General features: G+C 72.9%; 9 protein-coding genes and 1 riboswitch. Of the genes, 6 read left to right on the forward strand and 3 right to left on the reverse strand.

Going from position 1 to position 12,116, the window contains the following annotated elements; genetic code table 11:
* Window position 1 precedes the first annotated feature (1 nt).
* Window positions 2-2,923: an AAA family ATPase gene (locus BLU27_RS23030; RefSeq protein WP_092655740.1), complete on the reverse strand. Its 2,922-nt coding sequence runs from the start codon at window positions 2,921-2,923 to the stop codon at window positions 2-4.
* Window positions 2,920-4,077: a metallophosphoesterase family protein gene (locus tag BLU27_RS23035; RefSeq protein WP_092655741.1), complete on the reverse strand. Its 1,158-nt coding sequence runs from the start codon at window positions 4,075-4,077 to the stop codon at window positions 2,920-2,922. The genes BLU27_RS23030 and BLU27_RS23035 overlap by 4 nt, the downstream gene beginning before the upstream one ends.
* A 474-nt stretch (window positions 4,078-4,551) precedes the next feature.
* Window positions 4,552-4,701: riboswitch (cyclic di-AMP (ydaO/yuaA leader) on the forward strand.
* Between the two features lie 5 nt (window positions 4,702-4,706).
* On the opposite strand from BLU27_RS23035, the gene BLU27_RS23040 reads away from it, so the two are divergent.
* From BLU27_RS23040 to BLU27_RS23065, 6 genes are all read left to right on the forward strand, one after another.
* Window positions 4,707-5,381: a LysM peptidoglycan-binding domain-containing protein gene (locus BLU27_RS23040; RefSeq protein WP_092655742.1), complete on the forward strand. Its 675-nt coding sequence runs from the start codon at window positions 4,707-4,709 to the stop codon at window positions 5,379-5,381.
* 113 nt (window positions 5,382-5,494) lie between these two features.
* Window positions 5,495-6,097 (forward strand): ECF RNA polymerase sigma factor SigK, encoded by a 603-nt coding sequence (sigK, locus tag BLU27_RS23045; RefSeq protein WP_092658114.1) that lies wholly within the window; start codon window positions 5,495-5,497, stop codon window positions 6,095-6,097.
* Window positions 6,094-6,957, forward strand: coding sequence for an anti-sigma factor (locus BLU27_RS23050; protein WP_092655743.1), 864 nt, complete (start codon window positions 6,094-6,096; stop codon window positions 6,955-6,957). The genes sigK and BLU27_RS23050 overlap by 4 nt, the downstream gene beginning before the upstream one ends.
* Window positions 6,958-7,025: 68 nt before the next feature.
* Window positions 7,026-8,123, forward strand: coding sequence for a glycoside hydrolase family 130 protein (locus tag BLU27_RS23055; RefSeq protein WP_241827588.1), 1,098 nt, complete (start codon window positions 7,026-7,028; stop codon window positions 8,121-8,123).
* Between the two features lie 118 nt (window positions 8,124-8,241).
* A complete protein-coding gene (locus tag BLU27_RS23060; RefSeq protein ID WP_092655744.1) occupies window positions 8,242-9,744 on the forward strand; it encodes a TldD/PmbA family protein in 1,503 nt (500 codons plus the stop codon).
* Window positions 9,741-11,144 carry a metallopeptidase TldD-related protein gene (locus tag BLU27_RS23065; RefSeq protein WP_241827589.1) on the forward strand — a complete coding sequence of 468 codons (1,404 nt, stop codon included), beginning with the start codon at window positions 9,741-9,743 and terminating at the stop codon, window positions 11,142-11,144. The genes BLU27_RS23060 and BLU27_RS23065 overlap by 4 nt, the downstream gene beginning before the upstream one ends.
* A gap of 76 nt (window positions 11,145-11,220) precedes the next feature.
* On the opposite strand, the gene BLU27_RS23070 is transcribed toward BLU27_RS23065, so the two are convergent.
* Complete coding sequence (locus tag BLU27_RS23070) at window positions 11,221-12,000, reverse strand: dihydrodipicolinate synthase family protein (RefSeq protein ID WP_092655746.1); 780 nt, start codon at window positions 11,998-12,000, stop codon at window positions 11,221-11,223.
* Window positions 12,001-12,116 lie beyond the last annotated feature (116 nt).

A 12,116-nucleotide genomic window follows, 5' to 3' on the forward strand; every position in this document is an offset into this window, starting at 1 on the left:
CCTAGATCCGCACCACCCGGGCGCCGGGGACCGTCCCGACGTACCGGTCCGGCGCCGAGGTCAGCAGGATCACCTGACCGGTGGCACCGGCGCGGGCCAGCAGCGCGCCCATCGCCTGCAGCCGGCCTGGGTCGGACCAGCCGAGGGCGTCGTCGAGCACCACCGGGACGCCGCTGCCGTCGGTGGCGGTGAGGCCGGCGATGGCGAGCCGCACCAGGGTGGCGAGCTGTTCGCGGGCGCCGGTGGACAGTGACGACACCGGAAGCCGGATCCCGTCGACCGTGCGGGCCTCCACCTCCAGGTCGGCGCCCAGGCCGACACCGAACGACGGTCCGTGCACCACCCGGCCGAGCGTCTCGATGCGTTCCCGTAGCGGTGCGGCGTACCGGAGACGGGCCTCAGCACGGTGGCGTTCGAGCGTCTCCCGCAACCGCGCGGCCGCCAGCGCGCGGCGTTCGAGCGTGGCGTGGTGCTCCTCGGCGTGGGCGAGTTCGGCCCGGGCCCGCTCGGCGGCGGTGGCCAGGCCCTGCGCGCCGGCGCGTTCCAGCGCGCCCTCGACCCGGCTGAGCTCGTCCTGCAGGTGTTCGACCTGCTCGGCCAGCTGCGCGCGCAGCGTCGTCGCCTCCGCCAACTGCTCACCGAGCCGGCCGGCTCCGCTGCGCGAGACCGCCTCCTCCGCCCCGGCGAGATCCGCGGCGATCGCGGCCGCCTCCTGCACCGCCTTGTCCAGCGCGGCGGTGAGGAGCTCGTCGCCCTGCCGGGCACGGTCGCGGTCCAGCGCGTCGCGGATGTCGGCACGGCGTTCGGCCGCCTGCTCGGCGCGTACGCGGGCCTCGGTCGCCTCGTCCCGCGCGGCCTCGAACGCCGTACGAACGCCTGCCTCGGCGGCCTCCGCGCGGGCCAGCGCCTCTGCCGCGGCGACGTCCTCGGCCTGTGCACGGGCGAGCGCCTCCCGGGTGCGCTCCTGCGTGCGGGGCAACGGCTCGCCTGCCGTCAAGGTCTCCTTGACAGACCTCGGAGTCTCGGCCGGCAAGGGCTCCTCGGCCGGCAAGGGCTCGTTGACAGCCAGTGTTTCCTTGGCCGGGGATTTCCTCGCAGGCAGGGATCTCTTCCGAGGAAGGGATTTCTGGACAGGCAACGGCTCTGCGTCGAAGAGCGTGGCGGCCCCCTCCGCGCGGTTTCCCCACACGTCGCCACCAGAGTCGTCGTCGCCCCCAGCACCGTCGGCCCTGTCACCGTCGGCCCTGTCACCGTCGGCCCTGTCACCGTCGGCCCTGTCACCCGCAGGGTCGTCGAGACGCCCGTCGTCGGTGACCCTGGCCAGCAGCTGGTCGCGGGCGGCAACCAGGTCGGCGAACGTGCGTCCCTCCAGTCGGCGGGTGAGGTCCTCGCGAGCGACGGTCAGGGCGCGCTCGGCCTCGGCCCTGGCCCTGGCCGCCTGCCGGACCGCGCCGATGTCCGGAAGGCCCAGCTCCGCGAGAAGCCGCCGCTCGGCGTCCTCGGCACTGGCGGTGGCGGCGGCGAGTTCGGCCGCGCCCGTACCCGGTCGTACGGTCACCTCGACCACGCCCGGAACGCTGACGGTGGTGTCCCGGTCGACCGTCACCTCCCGGTGGGCCTCCTCGAGGGGTACGCCGGACAGCTCCACACCGGCGTCACCGAGCCGGCGGACCACCATCGCCGGCGCACCCGCGGCCAGCGCCGCCCGGGCGGCGAGCACGTCCACGTGCGCGGATTCGGCGGCCTCCAGCGCGGCCTCGTCGACGTTCGCGCGCTCCAGTGCGGCGGCGGCCCGGCGTTCCTGTTCGCGGGCCTCCTCCACCGCGGCGAGCCGCTCTTCCAGATCGGCCAGGTCGGAGCGGTCACGCAGCCTGGACAGGTGCGCGTCGAGCCGGCGGACCTCCGCCCGCCGTGCGGCCTGCTCGTCCCTGGCTACCCGAAGTGCCGCGGTGGCGTGTTCCCACTCCTGCTCGGCGACCCGCAGAGCGGCGGCCGAACGCAGCCGTACCTCCTCCGCCTCGGTCGCCGCGCGGTCGCGCTCCTTCGCCTCGGCGACCAGGGCGGTCCGGCGTTCGGCCTCCGCGCGGGCAGCCTCGGCCTGCGCGGCGGCGAACTCGGCGTCGCGGCGCAGGCGTTCGACCTGACCGACGAGCTCGTCCGCGGCCTGCCTGCGGTCGGAAAGCTCCGCGACCCGGGCCTCCTGCTCGCGCAACCGGGCACTCATCGTGGCCCGGTCGCGGGTCAGGCGTTCGGCTCGGCCGACGTCCTGCTCGACCTCGACCAGCCGTGCCTGTGCGTCCTCCACCCGCACGCGTTCCTGGTCGCGCCGGCTGATCGCCTCGGCGTAGTCGCCGCTGGGCCGGCCGGTCCGGGTGAAGTACCGCTGGTACTCGCGTTCGACAGCCGCCACCAGCGGCACCGACGCGCCGTGGTCGACCTCACCACCGGCGGACTCGTCCAGTGCGGTGAGCACCGCCGCCACCGAACCGGCAGCCGGCACGGCGAGCGCGTGTTCCTGGCCCACCACCAGCGCCGCCCACAGGCTCTGGTCAACGTACGCGGCGAACAGCCTCGCGGCCTCGTCGTGCGCCTCCCGCCCGGTCCAGGTGTGCCCGCCCGGATCGACCCGAAGCTCGGTGAGCCGCTGACGGAACCACCGCTTGCGGTAGTGCACCCGCTGCCCGCCGAGGGTCAGCTCCGCGGCGACCTCGCTGGGTACGTCACGTCCGGCCGGCTGGACCGCGCGCAGCTTCGCCGCCTTGGAGTCGTCCGGCAGCTCGAACAGCAGGCTGAGCGCCTCCAGGATGCTGGACTTGCCGGTCTCGTTGTCGCCGAGTACGACGGTGACGCCGGCCTCGTCGAAGTCCAGGTCGCGCGCGGCCACCCCGCGGAAGTCGCGCAACGTCAGCCGGTGCAGCCTCATGCCGCTCCCCCGGCCAGCCGGTGCAGCAGCGCGAGTGCGTCGGCGGCCTCGCCCGCGTCGTCGCTGCCGCTGGCGACGGTGAGCCGCAACTCCTCCAGCGCGGCCCGGGCCGGCCCGGTCACCGGTAGGTCGTCCAGCATCTGGTCGTCGGGCAGAACGCCGACGTCCCAGTTCCGGCGCCATCGCTGGATCGCGGCGTACACCTCGGTCTGCGCGTCCAGCAGCACCTCCAGCCGCGTCAGCCCGGCGACGGACAGCGCGCCGCGGACGCCGAGGCGTACGACGGTGCGCGCCTTGTCCGGCTGCTCGCCCAGCCAGCGGTCGAGCGCGTCGAGGGAGCTGTCGCCGTCCACCTCGACCACCCGGGAGAGCAGCCGCCAGGTGCCCACGCGTTCAGGGCTGACGGTGCAGGTGGAGCCTCCCGGGCCGGTGGACAGCTCGACCAGGAGCACGTCACCGGGGTGTTCCTCCTCTGGGCGCGTCGGCTCCGGAGTGCCGGCGTACCAGATCCGGCCCGACTCGCCGACGGACGTACGCGAGTGCCGGTCGCCCAGCGCGGCGTAGTGGATCCGGCCGGCGGCGAGCGCCTCCTCCAGCGTCCGCAGGCGTACCAGAGCCGGCTCGCCGACGTCCGGGGCGAGGCTGTCCGTCTGGCCGTGGCCGACGAGGACCCGCACCACGCCCTCCGCGGGCGGGTCGGCGTCGAGCACGTCTGCCACCGGGTCGCGCAGTGGCCGGCGGGTACGCCACGGGGCACCGACCACCTCGACACCAGGAGCGGGCGTGCGGGGGTCGGAGTCGCGCAGCACCTCGACGTGGGACGGCAGGTGCGCGGCCAGCATCGGGCTCGCCCACACCGAACCCGGCTCCAGCGAGTCGTGGTTGCCCGGCAGCAGATAGACCGGGCAGGTGAGGGCCCGCAGCGCCTCGCACGCCCGCAACACGACCTTCCGGTCGACCTGGTTGGCGTCGAACACGTCACCGGCCACCACGACGAACGCCGCGGAGGTACGGGCGGCCACCGCGCCGATGCGTTCGATCGCGTCGACGCGCGCCTGGCCGTAACGAGCCTGCGCCTCCGGGCCGAGGAACCGGCGCATCATCCCGAGCTGCCAGTCGCCGGAGTGCAGGAACCTGATGGTGGTGTCGGGCATCGTGTCCCGAACGCTAGCGAGACCCGCGCCCGAACACCCGTTCGCCACGCGGAGACGACGAAAGCCCGCGCCCTCGGAGCCGTTCTTCGTCAACCACAGCGAGAAATTCCGGCGCGCCGCGGACCTGGTAAGACCGCGTCGCCGACCGCTCGCACAGCCTGGCGCGGCGGGCCGGTCACCGGCCAAGCAACCGCAGTCGTCATGGCCGTCACACCATCGCCTGCAACCCCGTCACCAGCGGTTTTGCCTTCTGTCGCAGCAATCTCGGCCGGCGCGCGGACGGCATCGTCAGCTCGTCGTCGGGTCATCGTCGGCCGGGTCGCACCCACTTCATCGTGGTAAACAAAGGACGGTCGCGACTTCGGTGAATCCTCTGGATCAGGTTGGCAACGAAACGATCACGTCGTACAGTCATTGCCGGTCGCGCCGACAGGGGGGCGGCTACGACCCGCTTCGCCTAGCTCCGCCCGGCGGTGTCGTCAGACCCGGTACTTCCATCGGGCGGAGACGGAGGAACCACATACGGACCCGGTGACGGGTCCTGGGGTGAAGCCGCCTCGGCGGCCGGGCACTTCCTCTCGCCCGAATCCGACAGCTAACTCCGCAGGCGACGGGAGGGAACCGATCTCATGGCCTATCAGGCAAAGCACCGCGGCGCCAGTCGTTCGAAGACCGTCGCCAAGCGCGTCACGCAGACCGCCGCCGTCACCGGTATCGCCGCCGCCGTCCCCGTGGTCGGAATGGCCGCTCCGGCCCACGCCGCCAGCACCGACACGTGGGAGCGCCTCGCCCAGTGCGAGAGCAGCGGCAACTGGCACATCAACACCGGCAACGGCTTCTACGGCGGCCTGCAGTTCACCCGTTCGACCTGGACCGGCTTCGGTGGCGGCAAGTACGCCTCCCGCGCCGACTACGCCAGCAAGTGGCAGCAGATCGCCATCGCCGAGAAGGTCCTGAAGGTGCAGGGCTGGAACGCCTGGCCTGCATGCTCGGCCAAGCTCGGCCTCGGCTCCGGCGACAAGGGCGGCAGCCCGAACACGCGCGCCCAGACGCAGGAGCGCAAGCAGCACAGCACCCGCTCCTCGCGTGGCACCTCCCGGCCGAAGATCGTGGCCAGGTCCACGCACTCCCGGCACGCGGCCACCGGCGCCAGGTACGTCGTCCGTCCGGGCGACACCCTGTCGACCATCGCGCAGGCGCAGGGTGTCGACGGCGGCTGGCGGGCGCTGTGGAAGCTCAACCGGAAGCTGGTCGGGAGCAACCCCAACCTGATCTTCCCGAACGAGCGGCTCCGCCTCGGCTGAGCCTGACCGCTTCACCAAGGTGAACGCCCCGACTGCTGCGGCGGTCGGGGCGTTCGTCCGTCCTGTCGGCCCCCTCCGCATCACGGTCGGCGGTGCACGCGAAGATGGACCCGATGAACGAGGCGCCCAGACCACCGCGACCGGTCGGTGACCCGTCGCCGACCGCCGGCGACCTCGTCCCCCGGGTGGCCCGGGGCGACGAGGAGGCCTTCGGCGCGCTGTACGACCTGCTGGCCCCGCAGGTGTTCGGCGTCGTCCGCCGCGTGCTGCGCAACCCCTCGCACGCGGAGGAGGTGAGCCAGGAGGTGTTCGTCGAGATCTGGCGTACGGCGTCCCGGTTCGACCCGTCCCGCGGCTCGGTACGCACGTGGGCGGCCACGCTGGCCCACCGCCGGGCCGTCGACCGCGTCCGGTCCGAGCAGGCGTCCACCGACCGCGAACGCCGGGCCGCGGCCGGCGACAACTCCCCCTCCTACGACCAGGTGGTCGAGGAGGTGACGGCGAGCCTGGAGCAGGAGCAGGTCCGCCGCTGTCTGGGTTCCCTCACCGACCTCCAGCGGCAGGCGGTGACCCTCGCCTACTACGTGGGGTACAACTACCGCGAGGTCGCCGAGCACCTCGGCGCCAACCTGGCCACGGTCAAGACACGCATGCGGGACGGGCTGGTCCGGCTCCGCGACTGCATCGGCGGCGTGGAGCTGGGGGCGCCGCGATGACGACCGCCTCCGGCGTGGCCGAGCAGCCCGACCGGCCCGACCTCCACTCGCTGGCTCCGCCGTACGTACTCGACGCGCTGCCCGAGCCGGAGCTGCGCGAGTTCGAGGCGCACCTGGCCACCTGCGCGACCTGCCGGGAGGAGGTACGCCAGCTGGGTGCCGTCGCGGCCGAGCTCGCCGCGGCGACCGCCACCGAGCCTCCGGAGCAGCTGCGCGACAGGGTTCTCGCCGCGATCCGGACCACCGGGCAGGAGGCGGCTCCCGGCGCCGGTGGCCGGCGTACCACCGCCGCACACAATGGCCGGAACGCCGATCCCGCGACCCCCGGCAGCGCCGCGGCCGCGCCCGATGGGCTTCGGCAACCGGGAGCCGCCGGACACCGCGGCCGGCTGCCTTACCGCCGGAGCCTGCTCGCCCTGGCCGCCGCACTGGTCGTCCTCGCCGGCATCGGGGTCGGTGCGGGCGTCGTGCAGTACGAACAGGCCCAGCAGCGAGCCACCCGGGCAGTCCAGGAACGCCAGCGGATAGAGACCGTCCTGGCCGCCCCCGACTCGCGTACCGTGCGCGGCGGCGTCCGCGGCGGAGGGCAGGTCACCGTCGTGGTGTCGCACCAGCTCGACCAGGCCGTCGTCCTTCTCGACGGACTGTCCCAGCCGCCGCGGAACCGCACGTACCAGCTCTGGTTCATCTCCGGAGACAACGCCCGCTCCGCCGGAGTCGTCGACGTCACCGGGTCCGGGCGGGTCAGCGAGGTTCTGTCCGGTGTCGACGGCGCCAACGCGTTCGGCATCTCGGTGGAGCCGATGGGCGGGTCGAAGGCGCCGACGACCACTCCGGTCGCGGCCGTCCCGCTCGCCTGACGCCTGTCGGTGCCCCCGGATACGCTCACGCTAAGGTTCGGCGGGGCAATCTCGGGAGGGCCGATCCGTTGAGCACACAGGCGACAGAGGTTTCGTACGCCCAGGTTCCTTACACCCTCACCAGGCTCGGTGTGGTGATGACGCCGGAGCCGGACAACGAGCTGGAAAGTGAAGGCGTCCTCAATCCCGCCAGTGGGCACACCCCCGACGGGAGGCTGCACCTGCTGCCGCGCATGGTGGCGGCCGGCAACGTGTCGCGGGTGGGACTCGCGGAGGTCAACTGCGTCGACGGCGTACCCGTGAGTGTCGATCGACGTGGTGTCGTGCTGGCACCCGACGAGGGCTGGGAGCGCGGCCTCAACAACGCCGGCGTGGAGGACCCGCGGGTCACCTGGGTGCCCGAGCTGGGCGTGCACGTGATGACCTACGTCGCGTACGGCCCGATCGGCCCCAAGCTGGCCATCGCCGTCTCCGACGACCTCACCACCTGGCGGCGGCTGGGCCCGGTGCACTTCGAGTACCAACCCGACCTGGACACCGACCTCAACCTCTTCCCCAACAAGGACGCGGTGTTCTTTCCCGAGCCGGTGCCCGGGCCTGACGGCGAGCCCTGCTACGCCATGCTGCACCGCCCGATGTGGGACCTCGGCTGGTTCCGTCCCGGTGAGGGCGTCCACCTGCCCGCCGGCATCGACGACGACCGCCCGAGCATCTGGGTGTCGTACGTCTCGGCGGCCGCGGTCGAGCAGGACATCCGCGCGCTCACCCATCTGCACGACCACCGCCAGGTGGCCCAGCCGGAGTTTCCCTACGAGGAGCTGAAGATCGGCGCCGGGCCGCCGCCGATGCGGGTCGAGGAAGGCTGGCTGGTGATCCACCACGGAGTCACCGGCCATATCCCGCCCGGCTGGGACCCGAGCACCCAGCGGGTCACCTACGGCGCCGGCGCGATGCTGCTGGACGCGCTGGACGTCACCCGGGTGCTCGCCCGCACACCGGAGCCGCTGCTCACGCCGGAGACCGACGACGAGCGCACCGGCACCGTCGCCAACGTCGTCTTCCCCACGGCGGTGGAGACGATCGCCGGCCGCACCTACGTCTTCTACGGCATGGCCGACGCCCGGATCGGGGTCGCCAGGCTCGACCGCGCCGACCGTACGGCCTAGACCCGTACGCCCAGACCCGTACGGCCCAGTCCGGGCTGGTGCGGGCTCCCGGATCCCGCCGGGACCCGCCGGGATATTGGACGGCCAGGTGTCGGTGGCATGCCCTAGGCTCGGGCGCGTGCCGCAGAAGATCGATCAGGACTTCCTCAGCCTTCCGCTCCGCACGCTCGCCGACGCCGCCCTCGCCCGCGCCCGCGAGCTGGGCGCCGAGCATGCCGACTTCCGGCTCGAGCGGATCCGGACGCAGAACCTCTCCCTGCGTGACGCCCAGTTGCAGGGCAGCACCGACGGCGAGGACACCGGGTTCGCGGTCCGCGTCGTCCACGAGGGGACGTGGGGCTTCGCCGCGAGCGTCGTGCTCACTCCGGAGGAGGCGGCGCGGGTCGCCGAGCGCGCCGTCGAGGTGGCGCGGGTCGCCGCCGGGATGAACGCCGAGCGCATCGAGCTCGCGCCCGAGCCGGTGCACGGTGACGTCACCTGGGTCTCGGCCTACGACCTCGACCCGTTCACGGTCCCCACCGCCGACAAGGTGGAACGGCTGGCCGACTGGAGCCGGCGGCTCCTCGCCGGCACCGGGGTCGCCCACGTCGGCGCGACGCTGCGGCAGGTGAAGGAGCAGAAGTTCTACGCCGACAGCCACGGCACGGTGACCACCCAGCAGCGGGTCCGGCTCAATCCCGACGTCGAGGCCTACGGCACCGATCCCGGTTCCGGCCGGTTCGACTCGATGCGGGTCCTCGCGCCGCCGGTCGGCCGCGGGTACGAATACCTCACCGACCCGGCCTGGGACGCTCGCCTGGCCGAGCTGCCCGACCTGCTCACCGAGAAGCTGAAGGCGCCCTCGGTGGAGTCCGGCAGCTACGACCTGGTGATCGACCCGTCCAACCTCTGGCTGACGATCCACGAGTCGATCGGGCACGCCACCGAGCTCGACCGGGCGCTCGGCTATGAGGCCAACTACGCCGGCACGTCGTTCGCCACGCCCGACAAGCTCAACACCCTGCGCTACGGCTCCGAGCACATGCACGTCACCGGTGACCGCACCGTCGAGCACGGCCTGGCGACGGTCGGCTACGACGACGAGGGGGTGGCCGGCCAGTCCTGGGACATCGTGAAGGACGGCATCCTGGTCGGTTACCAACTGGACCGGCGGATCGCCCGGTCGTTCGGCTACGACCGCTCCAACGGCTGCGCGTTCGCCGACTCACCGTCCCACATCCCGGTGCAGCGGATGGCCAACGTCTCGCTGCAGCCGGCGGCGAACGGCCCCTCGACGGAGGAGCTGATCGCCGGTGTCGAGCGCGGCATCTACGTCGTCGGCGACCGTTCGTGGTCCATCGACATGCAGCGCTACAACTTCCAGTTCACCGGGCAGCGGTTCTACCGCATCGAGCACGGCCGGCTCGCCGGTCAGGTACGCGACGTCGCCTACCAGGCCACCACCACCGACTTCTGGGGATCGATGGAGGCGGTCGGCGGCCCGCAGACGTGGGTCCTCGGCGGGGCGTTCAACTGCGGGAAGGCCCAGCCCGGCCAGGTCGCGCCGGTCAGCCACGGATGCCCCTCGGCGTTGTTCCGCGGCGTCCGCATCCTCAACACCACCCAGGAGTCAGGACGGTGAGCAGTCCCTTGAGCAGCGACCTCACTCTGCAGGAGACGGTCGAGCGCGCGCTGGCCCGGTCGAAGGCCGACGGGTGTGTCGTCATCGCCACCGAGTCCTCCAGCGCCAACCTGCGCTGGGCCAACAACACCCTGACCACCAACGGCGTCATGCTCACCCGGTCCCTCACGGTGATCGCGTCGGTCGAGGGCGCCAAGGGGACCGCCTCCGGTGTCGTCACCCGCAGCGTGACCACCGCCGACGACATCGACGCGGTGGTGCAGTCTGCGGAGAACGCCGCCCGTGACAGCGTGCCGGCCGAGGATGCCCGCCCACTGGTCGAGGGCGATGCGGCGCCCGACTGGGACGAGCCACCCGCGCAGACCTCGATCCGGGTCTTCGACAGGTTCGCACCGGCCCTGGGCGAGGCGTTCGGCCGGGCGCGCGAGGACGGCACCCACCACTACGGCTTCGTCGAGCACGACGTCACCACGACCTACCTCGGCTCCTCCTCCGGCCTGCGGCTGCGGCACGTCCAGCCGACCGGCTACGTCACGATGACCGGCAAGTCCGCCGACCTGCGGCGGTCGGCATGGGTGGGGCAGGCCACCCCGGACTTCCACGACGTCGACGCGACCGCGCTGAGCGCCGAGCTCGACCGGCGGCTGCGGTGGTCGCAGCGCCGGATCGACCTGCCCGCCGGCCGGTACGAAACGCTGCTCCCGCCGACGGCGGTCGCCGACCTGATGATCTACGCCTACTGGACGATGTCCGGCCGCGACGCCCACGACGGCCGGACGGTGTACTCCAAGCCGGGCGGGGGCACCCGTGTCGGTGAGCAGCTCTCCCCGGTACCGCTGGCCCTGCGGTCCGATCCCGCCTACGCCGGCCTGGAGTGCGCGCCGTTCGTGGTCGCGAAGTCCTCCTCCAGTGCGCAGAGCGTGTTCGACAACGGCACTCGGCTCGGCCCGACGGACTGGATCCGGGACGGCAGGCTGACGTCGCTGGCCACCACCCGGCACTCCGCCGACCTGACCGGGCTGTCCACGACGCCGTACGTCGACAACCTCGTCCTCGACGTGCCGGACGCGCACGCGTCGCTGGACGACATGATCGCCCGCACCGAGCGCGGTCTGCTCCTCACCTGCCTGTGGTACATCCGCGAGGTCGACCCGCAGACGCTGCTACTGACCGGGCTCACCCGCGACGGCGTTTACCTCGTCGAGAACGGCGAGGTGGTCGGGGAGGTCAACAACTTCCGGTTCAACGAGAGCCCGGTCGACCTGCTCGGGCGGTTCACCGAGTCGGGGACGACGGTGCCGGCGTTCTCCAGGGAATGGGGCGACTACTTCCCGCGGGTCGCGATGCCCGCGCTGCGGGTGCCCGACTTCAACATGTCCAGTGTGAGCCAGGCCAGCTGAGCCCGGCGCCGGGAAGGCGGCCCGGGTCGCAGGTCGACCCGGGCCGCCACACCGTGGTCGGCGCGGTCGGTGCAGGTCAGCGCAACCCGAGCCGGCTCACCGCGGAGATGCCGTACCGCTCGCCCGCCTTCTTCTTCAGCGCCCGCACACCACCGGCGCGTCCGGTGACGACCAGCCCGGTGAGCGAGCGCTGGGCGTCCGGGTCGCCGCCGAACGCCGCGATGCAGGCCTCCGGCTGGATGTTCGCGAACGCCAGCAGCGCACCGGGCGCGCCCAGTGGGCCGGCCAGGGCCAGCAGTGCCGCCGACCCGACGTAGGTGCGGCCGCCCCATTCCGCGAGCTCGCGCAGTAACCGCACCGGGTCACCCGAGGAGTCCTTGACCGCCCCGACGGGCAGGCCGGGCAGGGCGTCGACCTCGATGCCGGGCACGCCGAGCGGGCCCGGGTTGTGGTAGCCGATCACCCGGTCCGCGCCGCCGACCGCCGCCGTCACCGCGCCGAACAGTTCGGCCGCGTCCACGCCGCCGCGGGCGGGGCTCACCAGTACGGCGTCGGCGCCCGCCTTTCGGGCGGCCATCGCCCGGTCCGCCGCCGCCCGCGGCCAGGGCGCGCCGGCTCCGGCGATCACGGTGACGTCGGGCGGCAGACCGGACCGAACGGCGGCGATGAGGTCCTCGCGTTCGGTGTCGGTCAGCGTCTCAGCCTCGCCGGTGGTCCCGGCCACCAGCACCGCGCGTACCCCCGCCTCCACCACGCGGTTGGCGTGCGCGACGGTGCCGGCGACGTCGACCTCGCCGTTGTCGCCGAAGACCGTGAACAGTGCGACCCCGACGCCGGTGAACGTGGGTTCCGCCATGCCTGACCACTCCCCTGTCGTGTGCCGTCCGGCTGCCGACCGGCTTGCTGCCCCGGTTGCCGGCTGGTTGCTGTCTGGTCCTTCCCATTGTCGCCCCGCCCCGTCCCGGCGACCTC

It is taken from the genome of Actinopolymorpha singaporensis (genome assembly GCF_900104745.1).
GTDB classification, from domain to species: Bacteria; Actinomycetota; Actinomycetes; order Propionibacteriales; family Actinopolymorphaceae; genus Actinopolymorpha; species Actinopolymorpha singaporensis.